We start from the raw sequence: 21,102 nt of genomic DNA, 5'->3' as shown, positions 1-21,102 counted from the left end.
GCGGGCACCGGGCTCTCCGAGTCTGTGCGGCACAACGTATATAAGCCGCGGGGCGCTTCTCACGGCTATGTCTCGGACGGCGCTGATCGAGAACGTCACCGCGATGTTGGAGGACGCGGGCTTCCTCGTCAGCGACCGGTGTGCGGTTCGGCCAAAGAGCTTCGATCTGGCCACCCGGCGCGGCGAGGACCTGCTCCTGCTCAAGATCCTGGGGAACGTCGACGCGCTCGATGCGGCGACCGGCGCGGAGATGCGCCGGCTCGGCGAGTACCTCGAGGCGACGCCGATGGTCATCGGGATCCGAACCCGCGACGAGGACCTCAAGCCGGGCGTCGTCTACTTCCGACACGGCGTTCCGGTGATCAACCCGGACACCGCCCTCGATCTGTTCGTCGAGGGGATGCCGCCGCTGATTTACGCGGCGCCGGGCGGGCTGTACGTCAGCCTCGACGGCGACCTGCTCGCCGACGAACGCGAGGCCCGCGGGTGGTCGCTCGGCCGACTCGCGTCCGAACTCGGCGTCTCTCGACGGACCGTCTCGAAGTACGAGGACGGGATGAACGCCTCGATCGACGTGGCGATCCAGCTCGAGGAGCTGTTCGACGAGCCCTTCTCGAGCCCGGTCGACGTGCTCGAGGGTGCCGACGACGTACGCGACGCCGATCCGACCCCCGACGCTCCGGAGGCGGACCCGGACGACGAGCCAATCGTGCACGTGCTGACCCGCGTCGGCTTCACCGTTCACCCCACCGCCCGTGCGCCGTTCAAGGCCGTTTCCGAGGACGACGACGCCCCGATCACGCGACTGCTCACCGGGCACTCGGCGTTCACCCCCGCGGCAAAAAAGCGCGCCCGAATCATGTCTTCGATCGGTGCGGTGGCACGCACCCGCTCCGTCTACTTCACCGAGGAGACCGAGCGACGAGAGTCGGTCGACGGCACAGCGATCGTCTCCCGGGCCGAGCTCGAAGACGTGACCGACCCCGAGGAGATCCGCGAGCTGATCCGCGATCGCGCCGAGGCGCCAGCCGAATCGTAGCCCGCCTCAGCGGCCGAAGAGCCGCGACAACAAGCCACCCCGTCCACTGTCGTCGTCTCCTTGTCCGCCAGACTCATCGTCGGGTGGGGCTCTCGCGTCCGTCGAACCGGTGAGTGCGGTCGACATCGGCCCGGATCCGTCGTCGTCCGGTCCAGCGCCGGGATTGCCGTCCGTCGGTGCACCACCGGCGTCGTCCATCGGCGCATCACTGGCGTCGAACGGCACCTCGTCCGAGCCGCCGTCACGAGGGTCGCTGGAGCGGTCGTCGACCGAGCGCTCGCGGCCATCGCTGTCAGCTGACGCTGCGGCTGGATCCGTCGTGTCCACCGACGCCGCTCCGTCGGTCGCCGATGCCGTCGGATTCGCTCCCGTCACCGCGCCAACCGGTTCCGTTTCAGCCGTCGAGGGTGTCGGGTCCGCCGACGGGCGTGCACTCAGCGGCTGTGAACCGGGCGATTCCGCCGCGACGGCGTCGCCCCGAGCGTCGGTTGTGTCCACCTCGCGTCCGGTCAGCGTCGCCGCCAACCGCTGGTACGCCCGGTTCGCTGTAGCAGATGGGTCGAACGTGAGTAACGACTCGCCGGCGGCGACTGCTGCCCCGACGGCCGGGTCCTCCGGTATCCGTTCGAGCACCGGCGTCTCAAGTCCGTCGACCTGCTCCGCCTCGGCCGCGTCGTCGACCTGCTCCGCCTCGGCCGCGTCGTCGACCCGCTTCATTTCGTTGCTTGCGCGGACGAGCACGACACCGGTGACGTGGCCGCCGAGCCGGGTCGTGAGCACCCGAGTCGTCTCGGTCGCGGTGACCGACCGGGGGTCGGGGGTGGTGACGAGCAGCGTCTCGTCGGCCAGTGCGAGCACCCTCGCGGTGGCGTGCGTGAGCCCCGCACTCGTGTCGACGACGACCGACGACGCGTCCTCGAACGCGGTCAGGACCGATTCGAGTCCGGTCGGGTCCGCAGCCGCGAACGCCTCGAGCGACGGATCGCCCGGCACCACGCGGAGGCCAGCGGGTCCGTCGACGACCGCGGTGGTCGGCGCTGCCCGCCCGGCCAACACGTCGTGAATCGTCGTCGCTCCCGGCTCCACGCCGAGCGTGGCGGCCAACGCGGGCGAGCCGACGTCGCCGTCGACGGCGACGACGGACTCGCCGGCAGCCGCGAGTGCCGTCGCGAGGCCGGCGGCGGTCGTCGTCTTCCCCACCCCTCCCTTCGCCGAAGCGACCGCGTACACCGTAGGCATACCTCAGGCGTCCCGCGACGACCACTTAAATCCAGCCGGGTACGACGGCCGGCGTCGAGACCGCCACGTGGTTCCGCAAACACCTTATACGTCGCTCGTAGACGTTGAGGCGATCAGTAGCATGGCGAGACCAGAGGTGCTCGACCGGATCAAAGCGGCTGAAACAGAGGCGGACGAGATCATCGCGGAGGCGGAAGCGGACGCCGACGAGCGCCTCGCCGAAGCGAGGGCGCGCGCCGACGAGATCCGTGCCGAGGCCGAAGAGGAGGCAGCGGCCGAGGCCGAGGCGCGACTCGCGGACGCCCGCGAGGAGATCGAGGACGCCCGCGAGGAGATCCTCGCCGAGGGACGTGCCGACCGCGAGGCGCTCGAATCGACCGCCCGCGAGCGCCTCGACGACGCCGTCGAGTACACGGTCGACCAGTTCGAGGCCGCCGTGATGGCCCACGCCACGGAGGAGTAGATGGGACTGAGACCAGAGCGCATGAGTAAGGTGTCGGTGACGGGCGCCAAACGCGTCATCGACGACGTCATCGAGGCGGCGTACGACCACCACTCGCTCCACGTCACCGACTACGACGGCCGATACGAGGGGTTCGAACCCGGCACGTCGCTCTCGGGCGCCGAGACGGTCAACGACCGACTCGTGACGGTCCGGTCGCTACAGAGCATCCTCGACGTCGACGACGACAGAGTCAGTGCCGCCGGCCGGCTCGACGACGAGACGCTGACGACAGAACTCGAGCGGGTGCGCGACCGCGTCAACGAGCTCACCGACCGTCGAGACGAGCTCCGCGCGTCGCTTCGCGACCAGCAGGAGGCGATCGACCGGGTCGAGCCGTTCGCCGACCTCGGCATCGCACTCGACCTCCTCGACGGGTACGACTCGCTCGAGGTCGTCGTCGGACGGGCGCGCGCTGACGCGGTCGAGACGGCCCTCGCGGCCGCCGACGACGTCGCCGCGTTCGACGTGTTCACCGGCGACGACGTCGTCGCCGCGTTCGCCGCCCAGACCGACGACGCGGGCGACGGCGCGCTTCAGGACGCGCTCGTCGGGGTCGACATCGCCGTCCTCGAGGTGCCGGACGCCGAGACAGATCCGGACGCGTACGTCGCCGAGCTCGAAGCCGAGCGCGACGAGCTGCGCGCCGAGATCGCGGGCGTCGACGAGGAGCTGGCGGCGCTTCGCGAGGAAGCGGCCGACTTCCTCGTGCGCGCCGAAGAACAGCTCGCGATCGAGGCCGAAAAGAAACAGGCACCGCTCTCGTTCGCGACCACCGAGAACGCGTTCGTCGCCGAGGGGTGGATGCCGACGGCCACGGTCGCCGACTTCGAAGCGGCCGTCGCCGACGCGGTCGGGGACCACGCTGAGGTGGAGGAGCTACACCAGGCCTCGTACGCCGCCGACGGTAGCCACCACACCGAACCCGTCGGAGCGAGTGCCGACGCGGACGCCGACCGCGAGGCGGCAACCGACGGTGGACACGCCACCGAGCCCACAGAGGAGCCGCCGGTCGTCCAGAACAACGGGGGTGCAGCAGGGCCCTTCGAACTGCTCGTGCAGGGGTTCGGTCGCCCGCGGTACTCGGAGTTCGACCCGACGTTGCTCGTGTTCTTGACGTTCCCGGCGATGTTCGGATTCATGATCGGCGACGCCGGCTACGGCGTCCTGTACGCCGTCATCGGGTACGTCCTCTACGCCCGATACGAGGGGACGCTCCGCGAGCTGGGCGCGGTCGCGATGTGGGCGGGCGGCTTCACGACCTTGTTCGGGATCTACTTCGGAATCGACGTCTTCGGGTACCACGCGTACCAGCTTCTGGGTATCCACTGGCCGATCGACGGCAAAGGTCTCTCGCCGGCCGACATCGACTGGGCCCTCTCGTGGCTCGTCGTCAGCGTGCTGTTCGGCGCGCTCCACCTGAACGTCGGGTACGTGCTCTCGTTCGTGGGGAACTACCAGCGGCACGACCTCGCTCACGCGGTGTACGAGAGCGCCTCGTGGCTGTTGTTGTTGAACGGCGCGTGGATCTGGATATTCAGCCGCCACGTCCTCGGTCCGAAGCCGGACTTCCTCTTCGAGTCGTTCTCGGTGCTCACGCTCGGCGCGGTGACGTTCTCGGGACTCCCGGCGGGCGTCGGCATCGCTGGCCTCGTCGCCGCCGGCGTCGGCTTCGTGTTGCTCGCCATCGGTGAGCCGGCCGAGCTGGCGGAGGTGCTCTCGCCCGTCGTGAACGTCATCTCGTACGCCCGGATCATGGCCGTGTTGCTCGCGAAGGGCGGAATGGCGCTGGCGGTGAACCTGCTCGCGTTCGGCGCGTACATCGACGACGGCGGCGAGGGGAGTTACCACTTCATCTTCTCGCCGGAGTACCTCACGTACATCCGCGACCACCCCGAGTCGTACGAACTCGTCTTCGCCGGGATGACGACCGCCTTCGAGCCGAGCCTCGTCGGCGTGCTCGCGCTCGTCGGTGGAATCGTGGTCGCGGTCGTCGGTCACATCGTGGTGTTGTTACTCGGCGTCTCCTCGGCCGGCATCCAGGCGGTGCGCCTCGAGTACGTCGAGTTCTTCGGAAAGTTCTACGACAGCGGTGGTGAGGCGTACACGCCACTCGGCCGTGAGCGGCAGTACACCACCGACGAGTAGGTCACAGGCGACCTGCGGTTCCGACTCGAGGCCGGCTTCGCTGCTGCACTGCAGACACCTCGGCTCCGGTCTCTTCGGCGCGTTGACGCCGTCTCTCGGCGGTTCCGGTCGGTCGTTTTGGGAAGCTTTATGTCGCTTCTAGGGGCAACTAGCAACTGTTCGGAGACGAGCAACCGCAACTACTACCAATGCTTGAAGCTACCAACGCACTCGGGAACGCCGTACTGTCCACCGGAGGAACGCTCACCGACCCCAGCGCAGCCGCTGCACTCGCCGTGGGGCTGGCCGCGCTCGCCGCGGGGTATGCCGAGCGAGGGATCGGATCGGCAGCCGTCGGCGCAATGGCGGAGGACGACGACCTGTTCGTCAACGGGCTCATCCTGACGGTTCTTCCCGAGACGATCGTGATTCTCGCGCTCGTCGTCGTGTTCATCGTCTAATCTGACTCACACACAATGAGTCTGGAAACCGTCGTTGAGGACGTTCGAGACGAAGCCCGCGCGCGTGCAACGGAAATTCGCGAGGCGGCCGAGGCCGAGGCGGAAGAAATACTCGCCGAGGCGGAAGCAGACGCCGAGCAACTCCGCGAAGCGCGGCTCGCCGAGGTCGATCGACAGATCGAACAAGAGCGCGAACAGGCCCTCTCGTCGGCCACGCTTGAGGCCAAACAGGAGCGACTCGGTGCCCGTCGCGACGTCCTCGAAGACGTGTACGACGCCGTCGAGGAGTCGATAGCTGACGTCGACGGCGACCGTCGCCGCGAGCTGACCGAGGCGCTGCTCGAGGCCACGCTCGCCGAGTTCGACGACGAGACGGTCACCGTCTCCACGCGCGCCGCGGACGTCGACCTCCTCGAGTCGCTGCTCGAGGGGCGGAACGCCGAGGTCGGCGAGCCCGTCGACTGTTTGGGTGGTGTCGTCGCAGAGAGCGACGCCTCTCGCGTCCGCGTGAACAACACGTTCGACTCGATCCTCGAATCGGTCTGGGATGACGAGTTGAAACAGGTCTCGGAGCGACTGTTCGACCAATGAGTGCCGTCGGCAGCTCGAACCCTGGATACGTCGTCGCGCGGGTTCGCGCCCGCCGCGGCCAGCTCTACGGGGACGAGGAGTACCGCAAGTTGGTCCGCATGTCGCCGGCCGAAATCGCCCGGTTCATGGAGGAGTCGACGTACGAGTCGGCCATAAACGCGCTCGGGAGTCGACACGGCGGCGTCGACCTCGTCGAGTACGCGCTGAACCAGAACCTCGCGGTGCAGTTCGAGGCGATCCTCGAGTGGAGCGAAGGGGAGCTGTACGACCTCGTCGCCCGATACCTCCGGAAGTTCGACGCGTGGAACCTGAAGACCGTGATTCGAGGGGTGTACACCGGTGCGGGCCGCGAGGCGGTCGAGGCGGACCTCATTCGTGCGGGTGAGTTCGACGACCGGCAGATCCGACGGCTGCTCGACGCTGACTCGATCGAAGCCGTCGTCGAAGCGGCCGAAGAGACGATCTACGACGAGCCGCTACGGGCGGCGTATCCGGCGTTCGAGGAGTCGGACGTGCTCGTCCCGCTGGAAAACGCCGTCGACCGCGCCTTCTACGACCGACTGTTGACCGGCCTGCCGGGCGGTGAGCCCGTCCGACAGTACGAGGCGTTTCTCGAAGCCGAGGTCGACTTCCGGAACGCGGCGAACGCCTTACGGCTCGCACGCTCCGGCGCGGAGATCGACCCGGCGGAGTACTTCATCGACGGCGGCCAGCTGTTCACCCGCACGTCGCTGGCCCGCCTCGCGCGGAACCTCGACGAGCTCGTCGAGTACGTTGCTGGAAGTCAGTACGCAGACGACCTCGGTCCGGCGCTGCGCGAGCTCGAGGAGGCAGACAGCCTGATCGCGTTCGAGCAGGCGACCGACGCGGCGCTGTTGGCGTACGCCGACAAGCTGGGGACGATCCACCCGGTGTCGGTGACGCCGGTGATCTCGTACATCCTCGCGAAAGAACGCGAGGTAGAGAACATCCGGGCGATCGCCCGCGGCAAGGAGGCCGGGCTCTCGGCCGACGCGATCGAGTCGGAGCTGGTGATAACATGAGCCAGGAGATCGCCGTCGTCGGCAGTCCGGAGTTCACCGCCGGGTTCCGGCTGGCCGGCGTCAGACGGTTCGAGAACGTGCCGGACGACGAAAAAGACGAGCGGCTCGACGACGCCGTCGAGCGCACGCTCGACGACGACGACACCGGCATCATCGTGATGCACGACGCGGACCTCGACCACCTCTCACGGGGCACCCGCGAGCGGGTCGAGGGGAGCATCGAGCCCGTACTCGTGACGCTCGGCGCCGGCGGCGCCGGCAGCGGCGGGCTCCGCGATCAGATCAAACGCGCCATCGGGATCGACCTGATGGACGAAGACGAGGACTAACATGAGCAAAGCAGAATCCACGGAGACCACCGGCGACGGTGTCATCCAGAGCGTGAGCGGTCCGGTCGTGAGCGCCCGCGATCTCGACGCCCGCATGAACGACGTCGTCTACGTTGGCGACGAAGGACTCATGGGGGAAGTGATCGAGATCGAGGGCAACGTCACGACCATTCAGGTGTACGAGGAGACCTCCGGGGTCGGCCCCGGCGAACCCGTCGAGAACACGGGCGAGCCGCTGTCGGTCGACCTCGGTCCGGGTATGCTGGACGCCATCTACGACGGTGTACAGCGTCCCCTGGACGTTTTGGAGGGCAAGATGGACAGCCCGTATCTCGACCGTGGGGTCGATGCACCGGGCATCGACCTCGAGACCGAGTGGGCGTTCGAGCCCACGGTCGAGGTCGGCGACGAGGTCGGCCGCGGCGACGTGGTCGGGGTCGTCGAAGAGACGGTCACCATCGACCACAAGGTCATGGTGCCACCGGACGCGCTCGGGCCCGACGAGACCGCCGAGGTCGTCGCCGTCGAGTCGGGGTCGTTCGACGTGACGGAGACCGTGGTCGAACTCGACACCGGCGTCGAGGTCTCGATGCACCAGGAGTGGCCGGTGCGTGAGCCGCGCCCCGCGGCGAGCAAGAAGACGCCCCGGACACCACTGGTGTCTGGCCAGCGCATCCTCGACGGCCTCTTCCCGATCGCGAAGGGCGGAACCGCCGCGATTCCCGGGCCGTTCGGGTCGGGCAAGACGGTTACCCAACACCAGCTCGCCAAGTACGCCGACGCCGACATCATCGTCTACGTCGGCTGTGGCGAGCGCGGCAACGAGATGACCGAGGTGATAGAAGACTTCCCCGAGCTCGAGGATCCGGCCAACGGCAACCCGCTTATGGCCCGCACCTCGCTCATCGCGAACACCTCGAACATGCCCGTCGCCGCGCGTGAGTCCTGTATCTACACGGGAATCACGATCGCCGAGTACTACCGCGATATGGGGTACGACGTGGCGCTGATGGCCGACTCCACCTCGCGGTGGGCAGAGGCGATGCGCGAGATCTCCTCGCGGCTCGAGGAGATGCCGGGCGAGGAGGGGTACCCGGCGTACCTCGCCGCCCGCCTCGCACAGTTCTACGAGCGCGCCGGCTCCTTCGAGAACGTGAACGGCACCGAGGGGTCAGTCTCGGCCATCGGTGCGGTGTCGCCGCCGGGGGGCGACTTCTCCGAGCCGGTCACCCAGAACACCCTGCGTATCGTCAAGACGTTCTGGGCGCTCGATGCGGACCTCGCCGAGCGGCGACACTTCCCATCGATCAACTGGAACGAGTCGTACTCGCTGTATCGCACCCAGCTCGACCCCTGGTTCCAAGAGCACGTGGCCGAAGACTGGCCCGACAAGCGGCAGTGGGCCGTCGACGTGCTCGACGAGGAGACCGAGCTCCAAGAGATCGTCCAGCTGGTCGGCAAGGACGCGCTGCCGGACGACCAACAGCTCACGCTCGAGGTCGCCCGCTACCTACGTGAAGCGTACCTCCAGCAGAACGCGTTCCACCCGGTCGACACCTACTGTCCACCGGAGAAGACGTACCTCCTGTTGACGGCGATCCAGACGTTCAACGACGAGGCGTTCGACGCGCTCGACGCCGGCGTGCCGGTCGACGAGATCGTCGCGATCGACGCCGCGCCGAAGATCAACCGGGTCGGCGTCCAAGAGGAGTACGAGACGTACATCGAGGAGCTGAAAGCCGACATCACAGATGAGCTCCGGAGTCTCTACTGAACATGAAAGAGTACCAAACAATCACCGAGATCAGCGGCCCCCTGGTGTACGCCGAGGTCGACGAGGCGATCGGGTACGACGAGATCGTCGAGATCGAGACGGCCCAGGGCGAGACGCTGCGCGGACAGGTGCTCGAATCCTCGGAGGGCGTCGTCGCCATCCAGGTGTTCGAGGGCACGTCCGGAATCGACCAGAACGCGTCCGTCCGCTTCCTGGGCGAGACGATGAAGATGCCCGTCACCGAGGACCTCCTCGGCCGGGTGCTCGACGGGTCGGGCCGGCCGATCGACGACGGGCCGGACATCGTCCCCGAGGAACGCCAAGACATCGTCGGCGCGGCGATCAACCCGTACTCGCGGGAGTACCCCGAGGAGTTCATCGAGACGGGCGTCTCCGCCATCGACGGCATGAACACGCTCGTTCGCGGCCAGAAGCTCCCGATCTTCTCGAGTTCGGGCCAGCCACACAGCGACCTGGCGATGCAGATCGCCAGGCAGGCGAGCGTGCCCGAAGAGGAGGGCGACGACGAGGACGGCTCCGAGTTCGCCGTCATCTTCGGTGCGATGGGGATCACCCAGGAGGAGGCGAACGAGTTCATGGAGGACTTCGAGCGAACGGGCGCCTTAGAGCGCTCTGTCGTCTTCATGAACCTCGCGGATGACCCTGCCGTCGAGCGGACGGTCACCCCGCGGATGGTGCTTACGACCGCCGAGTACCTTGCGTTCGAGAAGGACTACCACGTCCTCGTCATCCTCACCGACATGACGAACTACTGTGAGGCGCTGCGTGAGATCGGCGCGGCCCGCGAGGAGGTGCCCGGCCGGCGTGGGTACCCCGGGTACATGTACACCGACCTGGCACAGCTGTACGAGCGTGCCGGTCGGATCCAGGGCCGTGAGGGCTCGGTGACACAGATCCCGATCCTCACGATGCCTGGCGACGACGACACCCACCCGATCCCAGATCTGACCGGGTACATCACCGAGGGACAGATCTACGTCGACCCCGACCTGAACAGCCAGGGGCTCGAGCCACCGATCAACGTGCTCCCGAGCCTCTCACGGCTGATGGACGACGGGATCGGCGAGGGGCTCACTCGGGCCGACCACAGCGACGTCGCCAACCAGATGTACGCGGCGTACGCGGAGGGTGAGAACCTGCGTGATCTCGTGAACATCGTCGGCCGCGAGGCGCTCTCAGCGCGCGACAACAAGTACCTCGACTTCGCGGACGCCTTCGAGACGACGTTCGTCGACCAGGGGTTCGAGACGAACCGCGAGCTCGAAGACACGCTCGCGCTCGGGTGGGACCTCCTCTCGACGCTGCCCAAAGAGGAGCTCAACCGGATCGACGAGGAGTTCATCGAGACGTACTACCGCGAAGACGAGTCGGAGCGCGTCGCCGTCGAGGCCGACGACTGAGCCGGCAGCCTTTTTGAACCGTCGTCTCGACCCATCGAGCGACTGGTTCGTCTGGAAAGAATTAACCACGCCCGCCTGAAAGAGATCCGTAAGCGATGGCAACGGACGTCAAGCCGACCCGGAAGAACCTGATGGCGATAGAAGACCGGATCGAGCTCTCAGAGCGCGGCCACGACACGCTCGAACAGAAGCGTGACGGGCTCATCATGGAGTTCATGGACATCCTCGACCAGGCCCAAGACGTCCGCTCGGAGGTGGCAGACGACTACGAGACCGCCCAGCACACGATCGACATGGCGCGGGCCATGGAGGGCGACGTCGCCGTCCGTGGCGCGGCCGCGGCGCTGAAAGAACACCCCGAGATCACGACGCGCTCGAAGAACATCATGGGCGTCGTCGTCCCGCAGATCGAGTCTTCGAAGGTCAAAAAGAACCTCGACGAGCGCGGCTACGGCCTCCTCGGCTCCTCGGCGCGGATCGACGAGGCGGCCGACGCCTACGAGGAACTGTTAGAGTCGATCATCCTCGCCGCCGAGGTGGAGACGGCGATGAAAAAGATGCTCACGGAGATCGAGACCACGAAGCGCCGCGTGAACGCCCTCGAGTTCACGTTGTTGCCACAGCTGTACGAAAATCAGGAGTACATCGAACAGAAGCTCGAAGAACAAGAGCGCGAGGAGATCTTTCGGCTGAAGAAAATAAAAGATAAGAAAGAGGCCGAAGAGGCCGACGACGAGGCGGCCGAGGCTGAGGCGGACGCAGCCGACGAGGATGCGGACGCAGCCGACGACGAGGCCGCGGCGGAGTCCACAGAGCGGGCCGACTGACTGGGGCTCACGCCCACCGTTCACAATGGCGTGTCCACACTGTGGCTCGTCCGTCGTCGCGTTCGTCGTCCCTCCCCCGCTTCGCGTGCACGCGCCGGCCGAGGAGACGGCGATCTGCACGCACTGTCTCCGAACGAGCTCAACAGCAGCCGCCGACGCGACGGCAGTCGACGTCGAGACGGCCGACTTCGGGTCGGTCGACCGTGCGTTTCCCGCGGGTGAGCCCGGGGCCGCGCTCGCGCTCTGTTGTGGGCTCCTTGAGTCGCTCGCACACAACCGAGCCGCGGTCGAGACGCTCGTCGAACACGCCGAACGCGGCGGCGTCGACGTCTTCGGCTTCCTCGAGCGGCTCGACGCCGAGGCAGCCCCGTTCGACCTCGCCCGGCGTCGGGCTGCGCTCGCCGACCTGTTGTGAGGTCTCGCCGGCGGCTCACAGGTCGACGCCGGGCGGGTCGTTCCACTCGTCGTCGGCCGACTCCTCGTTCGTGGCCGCTCGGTCGGCCGTCTCATCACCGTCGGCCCGGTCGTCGGCACGTCTGCTGTTCGCACTCGGTCCGAGCGCAGGTTCCCCACGTCTCGAGTCGTGCACCTCGAAGACCGCACCGCGGGTGAACTCGTCGTCGGCCGGGTCGGCGTGTCGGTCTGACCGCTCGAAGAGGTACGCGAAGAAGCCGAACAGCGGCACGACGAACGCGATAACCGCCCACTTTCGTGGGTTCATGCCGTGGGTCGGTGCGTCGAGGTAGGCGTACGCCGCGAACGCGACGAGCCACGCGAGCGGGAGACCGATCAGGATGACGGCGACGAGCGGCTCCATACCGCCTCTTCGGGCGGACGCGTATAATCTTCTGGGTCGCGTCCGGAGCCAGCCGCTGGCCGCCGATTCCGGCGAACGCGCGCCCCTCCCGCAGAGTGATATACTCTGCGCGTGTGGGGTGTGACATGACGACGCTACCGGCTGCCACCGTGGGCGCGGCGTACACCGACTCGACCGCCTGGGAGCTCCTCGCCGAGCTCTCTGACCTCGGCGACCGGATGCCCGGTCACGAGGGCGAGCGGGCGGCCGCGGCGCTGATCGCCGACGCGCTCGAGACGGCGGGCTGTGCGTCGGTCACGGAGACCTCGTTTCCGATCCCCGGCTGGTGGCGTGAGTCGGCGGCGCTGGCCGTCGAGCACGCCGGACGCCAGACGACGTTCGACGGGAGCCACGAACTCGTCGCGCTCCCAGGGACGCCCTCCGGTGAGGTGACCGGCGAGCTCGTCGACGTGGGGTACGGCCTCCCGGAGGACTTCGAGGGCCTCGACCTGTCTGGGTGTATCGCGATGGCGTCGAGTCTCACGCCCGACGACTACGGCCGCTGGGTCCACCGCAGCGAGAAGTACGACTACGCCGCCGAGTCGGGGGCGGCGGGCTTCCTGTTTTACAACCACATCGAGGGAGCACTCCCGCCGACCGGCGACGTCGGACGGACGAACGGCCCGGGAGCGATCCCGGCGGTGGGGCTGAGCAAAGAGCTCGGTGCACGACTCACCCGCCACTGCGAGGCGAGCGACGACGGCGGCATCGACGCGACGCTCTCGGTGTCGGCCCGCAACGAGCCGGCGACGTCGACGACCGTCGAGGCGGTGCTCGGTCCCGACACCGACGAGGAGGTGTTGTACACCGCTCACCTCGACGCACACGACGTCGGCACGGGCGCGAACGACAACGGGTTCGGGGCCGCGCTCGTCGTCGGCGTCGCCCGCGTGCTCGCGTCGATCGACGCCGACCTGGAGACACGAGTGCGACTCGTCGTCTTCGGCGCCGAAGAGACCGGGCTGTACGGGTCGTACTACTGGTCACACACCCACGACCTCGAGTCGGTGAAGTGCGTGCTCAACGTCGACGGAGCGGGGTACTCGCGGAACTTGGAGGTGTACCCGCACGGCGCCGACGGCATGGGTGAGGCGTTCGAGGAGGTGAGCGACGCGTTCGACGTGCCGATCCGGGTCGAAGACGGGCTCCGCCCGCACAGTGACCACTGGCCGTTCGTCCAGCGCGGCGTCGCTGCCGGCCAAGGCCGCTCGACCGCCGACGGGAGCGGTCGCGGGTGGGGACACACCCACGGCGACACGTTCGACAAACTCGACGTGCGCGACCTTCGTGAGCTGACCGTGTTGTGTGCAGCGGGCGTGGCGAAGCTCGCCGAGGCCGACCGCGCGGTCGCTGGCCGCGACCCAGAGTCGGTCAGAGACGAGGCGATCGAGGGCGGGTACGACGTCGGGATGCGAGCGACCGGGACGTGGCCGTGGGGCGACGAGCGTCCCTGGCCGTGGGCGGACGAGCTGTCGTGAAGCGGCCACTCGCTGGGGCAGCGTCCCGAGGGCGACTGGGTCCGTTCGACCCCCTGGGTTGATGTCGTCGGGTCGCTATCTCACGCCCACCGTGTGCTCTCGATACCGACCTCGAAGCCGACCTGACGACCGGAGGGTGACGCGATGACGGCCGACGACGCACTGGTCGTCGGCACGGCCGTCGCCGAGCCGGGTGAGCGGGCGACCGGGTCACGTCACGTCGCCGAGCTGCCGGTCGGCGGTGACGTCCGTCTCCCGGTGATCGTGGTGAACGGCGCGGCGACCGGCCCGACGGTGTGGGTCACGGCCGGCATCCACGGCGACGAACCGACGGGGACGGTCGTCGCTCACGACGTCGTCGATCGGATCGACGTCGACGCGCTCGCGGGGCGGGTGGTGTGTCTTCCGGTGATGAACCCCGACGGGTTTCGGCGAAACCGTCGGACCGCCTCGTACCACGACGACGACCCCAACCGGTACTTCGGTCGCGAGCCGTCGCCGTCCGGGGATCCCCCACGCGTCCAACACCAGATCTGCGAGCGCATCTACGAGGACATCCGCGAGACGGCCGACGCGCTCGTCGCGCTGCACACCTCCTGGGTCGCGACGCACCCGTACACGATCCGGCCGCGGGTTCCGTACGGGACCGACCGGGACACCTCGGCGGCGATCGCGCTTCGCGACGACATCGCGGCGCTGACAGACGCGTTCGGACTGCCCGTTGTCACCCAGTTCGACGCGGCGACGACCGCCGCGCGCGAACTCGACTACGCGCTTGCCGGGGCGGCAGTCGCGGACGGCATCCCGGCGTTCACGCCCGAACTCGGTGGGCGGCTCGTCGTCGAGCGCGACGTCGCTGCGGCGGCCGTCGACGGGCTGTGGAACGTGTTTGCCGCCCTCGAGATGGTCGCCGAGCCGGTGACGCCAGCCGCGCGGTTCGAGCTTGCGCTTGAGACCGACCACAAGCGATTCGTCGGCCCGCACGCGCCCGTCGCGGGAATCGTGCGCTATCGCGTCACCGAGGGATCCCACCTCACGGCCGGTGACCCCGTCGCCGACGTGGTCGACGCCCACGGCGCGGTCCAGACGACGGTGACGGCGCCACACGATGGGGTCGTCCTCAGCCGCCGCGAGCGGGCGGCGGTGTACAGAAACGACCCGCTGTTCGACCTCGCGATCCCCGACGACGACCCGCTTCTCGTCGAGTTGACGTGAGCGCTTGGGGGCGTCACGCCGTCGGGTATTTACCACCCGCCAACGTTCGCTCGGGTCGTGCAGCTCCGTCACCGGTCGCCCGACGACGCCACGCCGTGTACGCTCGCTACCGAGGTCTCGGTCGCGCAGTCGCGACTCGCCCAGGCCCGCGGGCTGATGTTTCGACGCTCGATGCCGGCCGACTACGCGCTCGTGTTTCCGTTCGACGCGACCGACGTCCGGACGCTCCACATGCTGTTCGTCCCGTTCGCCATCGACGCCTTGTGGCTCGTCGACGACCGGGTGACGGCAGTACAGCGGCTCGCGCCGTTCGTCGGTATTGGTCGTGGAGAGGCGGACACGGTAGTCGAGCTTCCGGCCGGCGGGGCCGCCGACGTCGCCGTCGGCGACGAGGTTCGGCTCTCACGGTGAGCCGGCTCAGTCCGCGTTCGCCTGCCAGTCGCGGACGGTGTCGGCACCGACGCCGTCGACGTCGCCGGCGAGCTCGTCCGGATCTGCCGACTTCAGCTCTTCGACGCCGTCGATGCCGGCCGCCTCGAGCTTCTCGGCGGTCTTCTCGCCGATGCCGTCGATCGTCTGGAGCGTCGAGCCCGCCTCACGCGCCTGAAACTCGCGGTAGTTACAGATCGGACACCCGAGCTCCCAGGGCTCGTCACCGCTTCGAATCCGCAGGTGTGGCAGGTCGTGTTCCGCACAGCGCTCGTCTGTCACCTCGACCTCGCCGCGACGCGGTAACGGCAACGAGTACTCACACGCCGGGTAGCGGGTGCATCCGACGAGCCGCGAGCCCGACCGGAGCCGTTTGATCGCGAGCTCTCCGCCGGCCTCCTCGCCACACTCGGGACACGCGCCGATCACCCGGTCGTCGGTCTCGTCGGCCTCGTCAGCTTTACACCGCGGGCAGCCGTGCACGAACGTCTTCCGGCCGGCGAGCATCTTCACGCGGTGGAGGTCGTGTGTCGAACACGTCTCTTCGAGGATCAGCGGTTTCCCCGTCGAGGGGAGCGGCAGCGTGTACTCACACGCCGGGTAGCCGTCACAGCCGACGAAGTACGAGCCGCCCCGCGACTGCCGAACGAGCAGGTCGGCGCCGCACTCGGGACACGGTCCGAGCGTCTTGTCGGCTTTGAGTGAGCGCCGAAGCTGATCACCGATCGCCTCGCGGGAGTCGGTGAGGTCGTCGAAGACGGTCTCGAGCAGCTCCCGAGAGGCGGCGGTCACCTCGTCGTACGCCTTCTCGCCGGCGGCTATCGCCTGCATGTCCCGTTCGAGCTGTGCGGTCATCTCCTCGGAGACCACGTGTGCGGCGAAGTCCTCTGCGGCCTCGACGACGGCCTCCGCCAGCCGGGTCGGTCGCGGCGGGTCGCTCTCGACGTAGCCGCGGTCGTACAGCTTCTCGAGGGTCCGGTGGCGGGTCGCTTTCGTTCCCACTCCGCGGGCCTCCATCTCCTCTATCAGTCGCGACTGGCCGTAGCGGCGCGGGGGCTGGGTCTCCTTGGCGGCCGTGTGCCGTTCCGTTAGCGTCAGCGTCTCGCCTTCCGTCACGTCCGGGACGATCCGCTCGTCGCTGGAGCGGTACGGGTACACCGCGTGGTAGCCCGGCGCGAGCAGCCGCTTGCCGTTCGCCTTCAGCCGAAGTCCGCCGTCGGCAGCGAGCGAGGGCGTCCCGTCGGCCTCCTCGGGGGTCCGAAGCGCGTCGACCGGGTCCGCCGTCTCGGCTATCGCCGTCGCCTCGCCGTCTGCGAGCGCGACGACGCGCAGCCGCTCCCACTCGGCTGCCGGCGCACACGTCGCGAAAAACCGCCTGACGATCAGCTCGTACACGGTCCACTCGTCCTCAGAGAGGGCGCTCGCGCCCGGCAGGTCGCCGGTCGGGTGTATCGGCGGGTGGTCCGTCGTCTCCTCGTCGCCCGCGGTCGGCTCGATCGGCTCGGCGTCGAGCAGCGACGTGGCGTCGTCACCGAACCGCGAGGACGCGGCGAGCGACTCGAGCAGCTCGCGCGGGTCGAGGTCGTCCGGGTACACCGTGTTGTCGGTTCGCGGGTAGGTGACGTAGCCGGCAGTGTACAGGTCCTCGGCTATCGACATCGCGCGCTGGGCACCGTAGCCGAGCGAGCCGGCCGCACGGATGTACGCGGTGGTGTTGAACGGCGTCGGCGGCTCGTCCGTCTGCGTTCGTCGGCTGACGTCGTCGACGACGGCCTCGTCCGTGGCGGCGAACGCCTCGGTGAGCGTGTCCGCGACGGCCTCGTCCCAGACTCGGGTCGCCTCGGTCCCCCTGTCGGTCTTCAAGAAGTACTGTGCCTCGAACGGGTCACCGTCGGTCTTCGAGAGGGCTCCAGACAGCTCCCAGTACGACTCGGGGTCGAACGCGCGGATTTCGCGCTCTCGGTCGACGATCAGTTTGAGGGTCGGTCCCTGGACCCGCCCCACGGAGATGAAGTCGGTCCCGAGCTGGCGGGCCGAAAGCGAGAGAAACCGCGTGAGGGCGGCTCCCCACGTCAGGTCGATCACCTGTCTGGCCTCGCCGGCGGCGGCGAGGTCGAAGTCGAGGCCGTCTGGGTTGGCGAACGCGTCCGTCACCTCCCGCTCGGTGATAGACGAGAACCGCACCCGGTCTATCGGGGCGTCCTCGTTGACCTCGCGGACGAGTTCGTACGCCTCTTTGCCTATCAGTTCGCCCTCGCGGTCGTAGTCGGTGGCGATGGTGACCTGCGAGGCGTTTCGCGCGAGCGTCCGAAGCGCGGCGACGATCCCCTCCTGTGTCGGCGTCTTTTCGACCGGCGCGTCGATCAGTTCGACCGGCTCAACGTCGCGCCAGTCGCTGTACTCCGACGGGAAGTCGACGCCGACGACGTGTCCCGAGAGCCCGATACACCGGTTTCCGCCCCAGCGGTAGACGGTGACGCCGACGACCTGCTCGGTGGACGCGCTGCCGTCGCTCAGGATCTCGGCGATCCGCCGGGCGGCGTTGTCCTTCTCCGTGACGATGACCTCGGGACCGCGACTCATCGGAGAGGGGTACGCCGCTCTTCGGTCTAAAGCTTTCGCGCGGACCGAATCGACCGCCGGCGTCGCGATCGACGGGGACTCACTCGGCGTCGTCCGGGTCGGTTGCCACCCCACAGAGGGTCCCATTGTCGTCGAATCGCTTCGCCCGCAGGAACCGCGCCCGGAACCGGTTCGCCCCGTCTTTCACGTCGGCCTCGCGGATCTCGTCTGCTCGGCCGTCTGCGACCGCGTCGACTATGGTCTCGAGCTGTTCTTTCTCGCTCGGTGTGAGCTCGAAGGTGTACGAGCGCGGCTGTTCGCTCTCGAGGCGGGTCCACTTGCGCGCCGCCGAGACGACGAGCGAGCAGGGCTCCCGACACGGAAAGACGCCGTCGCCGCCGTCGACGTCGAGGTCGGTCTCTTCGTCGTACTCCCACTCGCGCCGTTTGAGACACTGTGAGTCGGCACAACACGACTCGGCGACCCAGTTGACGTGCTCGTATCCCTCGCCGCGGTCCCACGTCTTCACCACGCCGTAGATGCCCGACTGCCGCGCCATCGTCTCACGCCAGTGGCTCACGTCGAGGTCGCCCTCCCGCTCGCGGTGCCAGTTGGCCACGGTCGCTGGGTAGATCGTCTCCACCGTCTCGTACGCGTCGTGCGGCCCGAGGTCGGCGAAGACCCACCCGGCCGCGAGCGTCGGTGCAGTCTTGAGCGGGCGGTACCGCCCCGCCGCGTCGGTCGTCACCAGGTCGCGGGCGTCGAGCGGGTCGTCGTACCGGTCGAGGTCTCCGACCGGGGTTCCGGCGTCGTCGACGTGGCGCACGTCGTATCGCCGCGCGCCCCGGTCGGTGACCGTCGCCGTGATCCGTAGCTCGCCCCACGCGCGGGTGATCCCCTCGGCGAGCGCGGCGTAACGGGTCGCGACCGTCTCGCCGTCGGCGTCTTCGATCCAGCGGAGGAACGCCCGTCTCGGGCCGAACTCGCCGACGGCGCGCTCGAACGCGTACCAGTCCGTCACCGCCGGCGCGCGGGCGTCGAGCGCCTCGTGGAGTGCGGCCTCCGATAGACCGGTCTGCGGCTCGTCGCCGGCCGGGTCGAGCCGATACGTCGTCGCGTCGCCGTTGCTCGTCTCGGTCTCGACGGTGAACCCTTCGAACCGGAGCGGCTCGCCCGGGTCACGCGTCGCGAGCTCGTCGAGCACCGCATCGAACGCCTCGCTCGGGAGGTCGATCGCCGGGATCGACGTCGACGACGGTGTGGCGGTGTCGTCCACGACTCAGTCCCCCGTGGCGACGCGGGTGGTCTGGCGCACGTCCTCGAGGGCACTCCCGAGGTCGGCGCCCGCGTCGGCGGCGCGTTCGAGCACCACGTCGGCCATGAGCGGCTCGGTTCCGACCGCCCCCGCGTACCAGACGCGGGTGTCGTCGACGACCGTCGGCACGTCGTACCCGTCGGTGTAGTCCGCACAGAGCCCGACGTCCTCGGGGATGTCTTCTTGGGTGTGGTAGCCGTCGGCGATGAACAGCGGGACGAGCACGACGTCGTCGCTCTCGAAGAAGTCGGGGAGGTCGTCGACTTCGGGGTCTTCGTCCATGTAGAGCGCGCGGACCTCGTCGAACCGGTCGCGGTCGCGGATCCGGTCGGCGTGGTACTCGATCGCCTTCGCGGAGTTCTCGTTGCGTTCGGTGCCGTGTCCGACGACCGCGAGACCGACCCCCTCGCCGACGTCGGGGTCGCCGGTGACCGACTCGGCCCGGCGAACGATCACGTCGGTCATCGCCTCGTGGGTTCCCACCGGACCGCAGTAGTGGACCTCCCGCTCGATGTCTTCGGCGACGAGCGTGGCTTGGTCCGCCGAGAGGCCGTCGGAGTCCCACGCCGTGACGTCCCAGTCGTCGAGCCGCAGCTCGCGGGGGATCACCTGCTCGGTGAAGTATCCCTCCGAGACGAACAACGGGACGACGTACACGTCGTCGCCCTCGACGGTGCGGAGCACCTCGCGAAAGTGTGGCTCTTCTTTCCAGAAGCCGGTGCGCACCTCGTCGAACGCGCCGGCCGCGCGGATCGTGTCGGCGTGTGCGTACGTCGGCGCGCTCGAGTCGGGGTTCAGGTGTGAGCCGTGCGCGACGATGACGAGCGACTGCATACCGTTGTTCGGGCGGCGGCGCTTTTATCGACTTCGACAGGAGTCACACCCTGCGAACGTCTCGCCTTCCACCGCGACGCGCGGAGCGAAACGACCATTAGCGTCCCAGCCGCACCGGGGGGCATGTCGCTCGCAGCGGACACCCGCGAGGCGGTTCGTGCCCGGCCGTTTCTCCTCGACGCGCTCCGTGCAGGCGTGGTGAACTACGCCGCCGCCGCAGCGTGGCTCACCTCGACGGCCGGACTCGACGGCGACGAGGAGGCGGTCGCGGCCGCGCTCCGGCGCTTCCGGGACGACCTCCCCGCGTACGCGGCCGCCACGCACGAAGCGAGCGTCTCGATGCGGAGTGGCGTCGGCGTCGTCGACGGGCCCTCGGCCACGCCAGAAGACGCCGACGTCTTGCTCCGAGTCGGTACCGCCGCGATCGCGGACGCGGGCGACGACACCGCACTCCTCGTCACCGGCGACGTGGGTGCCCGAACGCTCGCGGCGATACTCGACGCGCTCGTCGCCGTCGACGTCTCCGTCGCGGCCGCGGGCGTCGCCGGAGACACCCTCCTCGTCGTGGTGTCTCGGCGAGACGGCGCGACCGCACTGCGAACTGTCGAGGCGACACTCGAGCGCGTCCCGACGGACGCGACGACGTAGCGCGCCCGACCGTCAGCCGTCTTCGGCCGGCGTCGCGGGCCGTCTGGGCTCGGTGCCGCCGAATGAATGAGACTTAATCGAGCGGAACCCCACCCGTTCACGGGTGGGTCTGAGCGGATGAATTGGCCACAACCGCCGACGATGGCCCGACCGGGGTCTCAATGGATGTAATACACTTATTTGTGTGGCACATCTATATACTGCCAATGCCTCGCGGGTATAGCAAAGAGCGGACCTCGGTCCACCGCTTGCACTACCACTTCATCTGGTGCCCGAAGTACCGCAAATCGGTACTCACTGGCGAGGCAAAGGACCGACTCGAAGCACTCATCCAAGAGAAAGCCGACGAACTCGGCCTCGAAGTACTGGCGCTTACGGTCCGTCCCGACCACGTACACCTGTTCATTGAAGC

21 protein-coding genes are annotated in these 21,102 nt (G+C 68.3%); 16 read left to right on the top strand and 5 right to left on the bottom strand.

Annotated features, from left to right (window positions below; translation table 11 throughout):
* Positions 1 to 67: 67 nt before the first annotated feature.
* Positions 68 to 1,039 carry a transcriptional regulator gene (locus ACNTAO_RS09835; protein ID WP_435161833.1) on the top strand — a complete coding sequence of 324 codons (972 nt, stop codon included), beginning with the start codon at positions 68 to 70 and terminating at the stop codon, positions 1,037 to 1,039.
* 6 nt (positions 1,040 to 1,045) lie between these two features.
* Here the strand turns inward: ACNTAO_RS09835 and ACNTAO_RS09830 are convergent, their stop codons facing one another.
* Complete coding sequence (locus tag ACNTAO_RS09830; protein ID WP_435161832.1) at positions 1,046 to 2,278, bottom strand: nucleotide-binding protein; 1,233 nt, start codon at positions 2,276 to 2,278, stop codon at positions 1,046 to 1,048.
* Positions 2,279 to 2,399: 121 nt separating this feature from the next.
* On the opposite strand from ACNTAO_RS09830, the gene ahaH reads away from it, so the two are divergent.
* From ahaH to ACNTAO_RS09780, 10 genes are all read left to right on the top strand, one after another.
* Positions 2,400 to 2,741 carry an ATP synthase archaeal subunit H gene (ahaH, locus tag ACNTAO_RS09825; RefSeq protein ID WP_435161831.1) on the top strand — a complete coding sequence of 114 codons (342 nt, stop codon included), beginning with the start codon at positions 2,400 to 2,402 and terminating at the stop codon, positions 2,739 to 2,741.
* A 21-nt stretch (positions 2,742 to 2,762) separates the two neighbouring features.
* Entirely contained in the window at positions 2,763 to 4,928 is a 2,166-nt protein-coding gene (locus ACNTAO_RS09820) for a V-type ATP synthase subunit I (protein ID WP_435161984.1), read from the top strand.
* Positions 4,929 to 5,116: 188 nt separating this feature from the next.
* On the top strand, positions 5,117 to 5,368 hold the full coding sequence (locus ACNTAO_RS09815) for an ATP synthase subunit C-like protein (protein WP_435161830.1): 252 nt from the start codon (positions 5,117 to 5,119) through the stop codon (positions 5,366 to 5,368).
* A 15-nt stretch (positions 5,369 to 5,383) separates the two neighbouring features.
* On the top strand, positions 5,384 to 5,959 hold the full coding sequence (locus ACNTAO_RS09810) for a V-type ATP synthase subunit E (protein WP_435161829.1): 576 nt from the start codon (positions 5,384 to 5,386) through the stop codon (positions 5,957 to 5,959).
* On the top strand, positions 5,956 to 7,002 hold the full coding sequence (locus ACNTAO_RS09805) for a V-type ATP synthase subunit C (RefSeq protein ID WP_435161828.1): 1,047 nt from the start codon (positions 5,956 to 5,958) through the stop codon (positions 7,000 to 7,002). Before ACNTAO_RS09810 ends, ACNTAO_RS09805 begins: the two co-directional genes overlap by 4 nt.
* Positions 6,999 to 7,331, top strand: coding sequence for a V-type ATP synthase subunit F (locus ACNTAO_RS09800; RefSeq protein WP_435161827.1), 333 nt, complete (start codon positions 6,999 to 7,001; stop codon positions 7,329 to 7,331). Before ACNTAO_RS09805 ends, ACNTAO_RS09800 begins: the two co-directional genes overlap by 4 nt.
* A gap of 1 nt (position 7,332) precedes the next feature.
* Positions 7,333 to 9,105: a V-type ATP synthase subunit A gene (locus ACNTAO_RS09795; RefSeq protein WP_435161826.1), complete on the top strand. Its 1,773-nt coding sequence runs from the start codon at positions 7,333 to 7,335 to the stop codon at positions 9,103 to 9,105.
* A gap of 2 nt (positions 9,106 to 9,107) precedes the next feature.
* A complete protein-coding gene (locus ACNTAO_RS09790; RefSeq protein WP_435161825.1) occupies positions 9,108 to 10,526 on the top strand; it encodes a V-type ATP synthase subunit B in 1,419 nt (472 codons plus the stop codon).
* 95 nt (positions 10,527 to 10,621) lie between these two features.
* Positions 10,622 to 11,353 (top strand): V-type ATP synthase subunit D, encoded by a 732-nt coding sequence (locus ACNTAO_RS09785; RefSeq protein ID WP_435161824.1) that lies wholly within the window; start codon positions 10,622 to 10,624, stop codon positions 11,351 to 11,353.
* 25 nt (positions 11,354 to 11,378) lie between these two features.
* Positions 11,379 to 11,768 (top strand): DUF6276 family protein, encoded by a 390-nt coding sequence (locus ACNTAO_RS09780; protein WP_435161823.1) that lies wholly within the window; start codon positions 11,379 to 11,381, stop codon positions 11,766 to 11,768.
* A 15-nt stretch (positions 11,769 to 11,783) separates the two neighbouring features.
* Here the strand turns inward: ACNTAO_RS09780 and ACNTAO_RS09775 are convergent, their stop codons facing one another.
* Positions 11,784 to 12,170 carry a PLD nuclease N-terminal domain-containing protein gene (locus ACNTAO_RS09775; RefSeq protein WP_435161822.1) on the bottom strand — a complete coding sequence of 129 codons (387 nt, stop codon included), beginning with the start codon at positions 12,168 to 12,170 and terminating at the stop codon, positions 11,784 to 11,786.
* Positions 12,171 to 12,295: 125 nt separating this feature from the next.
* Between ACNTAO_RS09775 and ACNTAO_RS09770 the strand changes: the two genes are divergently transcribed.
* The 3 genes from ACNTAO_RS09770 to ACNTAO_RS09760 all read left to right on the top strand — a co-directional run bounded on the left by ACNTAO_RS09770 (position 12,296) and on the right by ACNTAO_RS09760 (position 15,313).
* Positions 12,296 to 13,687, top strand: coding sequence for a M28 family peptidase (locus ACNTAO_RS09770; protein WP_435161821.1), 1,392 nt, complete (start codon positions 12,296 to 12,298; stop codon positions 13,685 to 13,687).
* A gap of 144 nt (positions 13,688 to 13,831) precedes the next feature.
* A complete protein-coding gene (locus ACNTAO_RS09765; RefSeq protein WP_435161820.1) occupies positions 13,832 to 14,902 on the top strand; it encodes a succinylglutamate desuccinylase/aspartoacylase family protein in 1,071 nt (356 codons plus the stop codon).
* 57 nt (positions 14,903 to 14,959) lie between these two features.
* The gene (locus ACNTAO_RS09760) at positions 14,960 to 15,313 is read left to right on the top strand and encodes a DUF192 domain-containing protein (protein WP_435161819.1); all 354 of its coding nucleotides are present in this window, start codon (positions 14,960 to 14,962) and stop codon (positions 15,311 to 15,313) included.
* Between the two features lie 6 nt (positions 15,314 to 15,319).
* Here the strand turns inward: ACNTAO_RS09760 and ACNTAO_RS09755 are convergent, their stop codons facing one another.
* From ACNTAO_RS09755 to ACNTAO_RS09745, 3 genes are all read right to left on the bottom strand, one after another.
* A complete protein-coding gene (locus tag ACNTAO_RS09755) occupies positions 15,320 to 17,914 on the bottom strand; it encodes a DNA topoisomerase I (RefSeq protein ID WP_435161818.1) in 2,595 nt (864 codons plus the stop codon).
* A gap of 79 nt (positions 17,915 to 17,993) precedes the next feature.
* On the bottom strand, positions 17,994 to 19,169 hold the full coding sequence (locus ACNTAO_RS09750; RefSeq protein ID WP_435161817.1) for a DR2241 family protein: 1,176 nt from the start codon (positions 19,167 to 19,169) through the stop codon (positions 17,994 to 17,996).
* A gap of 3 nt (positions 19,170 to 19,172) precedes the next feature.
* Positions 19,173 to 20,042 carry a CbiX/SirB N-terminal domain-containing protein gene (locus ACNTAO_RS09745; RefSeq protein ID WP_435161816.1) on the bottom strand — a complete coding sequence of 290 codons (870 nt, stop codon included), beginning with the start codon at positions 20,040 to 20,042 and terminating at the stop codon, positions 19,173 to 19,175.
* A gap of 123 nt (positions 20,043 to 20,165) precedes the next feature.
* On the opposite strand from ACNTAO_RS09745, the gene ACNTAO_RS09740 reads away from it, so the two are divergent.
* The gene (locus ACNTAO_RS09740; protein WP_435161815.1) at positions 20,166 to 20,690 is read left to right on the top strand and encodes a DUF7523 family protein; all 525 of its coding nucleotides are present in this window, start codon (positions 20,166 to 20,168) and stop codon (positions 20,688 to 20,690) included.
* Positions 20,691 to 20,896: 206 nt separating this feature from the next.
* On the top strand, positions 20,897 to 21,102 hold a 206-nt coding region (gene tnpA / locus ACNTAO_RS09735), incomplete at its 3' end, for an IS200/IS605 family transposase (protein WP_435161814.1).

It is taken from the genome of Halorubrum zhoui, assembly GCF_051194155.1.
Lineage (GTDB): Archaea > Halobacteriota > Halobacteria > Halobacteriales > Haloferacaceae > Halorubrum.
The sequence above is the reverse complement of the archived record's forward strand: the minus strand, read 5'-3'. Positions and strand labels throughout refer to the sequence as shown.

Coding starts and splice junctions, on each gene's coding strand:
- ACNTAO_RS09745 (WP_435161816.1), bottom strand. CDS start 20,042: ATGCAGTCGCTCGTCATCGTCGCGCACGGCTCACACCTGAACCCCGAC.
- ACNTAO_RS09775 (WP_435161822.1), bottom strand. CDS start 12,170: ATGGAGCCGCTCGTCGCCGTCATCCTGATCGGTCTCCCGCTCGCGTGG.
- ACNTAO_RS09765 (WP_435161820.1), top strand. CDS start 13,832: ATGACGGCCGACGACGCACTGGTCGTCGGCACGGCCGTCGCCGAGCCG.
- ACNTAO_RS09835 (WP_435161833.1), top strand. CDS start 68: ATGTCTCGGACGGCGCTGATCGAGAACGTCACCGCGATGTTGGAGGAC.
- ACNTAO_RS09780 (WP_435161823.1), top strand. CDS start 11,379: ATGGCGTGTCCACACTGTGGCTCGTCCGTCGTCGCGTTCGTCGTCCCT.
- ACNTAO_RS09810 (WP_435161829.1), top strand. CDS start 5,384: ATGAGTCTGGAAACCGTCGTTGAGGACGTTCGAGACGAAGCCCGCGCG.
- ACNTAO_RS09755 (WP_435161818.1), bottom strand. CDS start 17,914: ATGAGTCGCGGTCCCGAGGTCATCGTCACGGAGAAGGACAACGCCGCC.
- ACNTAO_RS09800 (WP_435161827.1), top strand. CDS start 6,999: ATGAGCCAGGAGATCGCCGTCGTCGGCAGTCCGGAGTTCACCGCCGGG.
- ACNTAO_RS09820 (WP_435161984.1), top strand. CDS start 2,763: ATGAGTAAGGTGTCGGTGACGGGCGCCAAACGCGTCATCGACGACGTC.
- ACNTAO_RS09815 (WP_435161830.1), top strand. CDS start 5,117: ATGCTTGAAGCTACCAACGCACTCGGGAACGCCGTACTGTCCACCGGA.
- ACNTAO_RS09805 (WP_435161828.1), top strand. CDS start 5,956: ATGAGTGCCGTCGGCAGCTCGAACCCTGGATACGTCGTCGCGCGGGTT.
- ACNTAO_RS09795 (WP_435161826.1), top strand. CDS start 7,333: ATGAGCAAAGCAGAATCCACGGAGACCACCGGCGACGGTGTCATCCAG.
- ACNTAO_RS09785 (WP_435161824.1), top strand. CDS start 10,622: ATGGCAACGGACGTCAAGCCGACCCGGAAGAACCTGATGGCGATAGAA.
- ACNTAO_RS09790 (WP_435161825.1), top strand. CDS start 9,108: ATGAAAGAGTACCAAACAATCACCGAGATCAGCGGCCCCCTGGTGTAC.
- ACNTAO_RS09770 (WP_435161821.1), top strand. CDS start 12,296: ATGACGACGCTACCGGCTGCCACCGTGGGCGCGGCGTACACCGACTCG.
- ACNTAO_RS09830 (WP_435161832.1), bottom strand. CDS start 2,278: ATGCCTACGGTGTACGCGGTCGCTTCGGCGAAGGGAGGGGTGGGGAAG.
- ahaH (WP_435161831.1), top strand. CDS start 2,400: ATGGCGAGACCAGAGGTGCTCGACCGGATCAAAGCGGCTGAAACAGAG.
- ACNTAO_RS09740 (WP_435161815.1), top strand. CDS start 20,166: ATGTCGCTCGCAGCGGACACCCGCGAGGCGGTTCGTGCCCGGCCGTTT.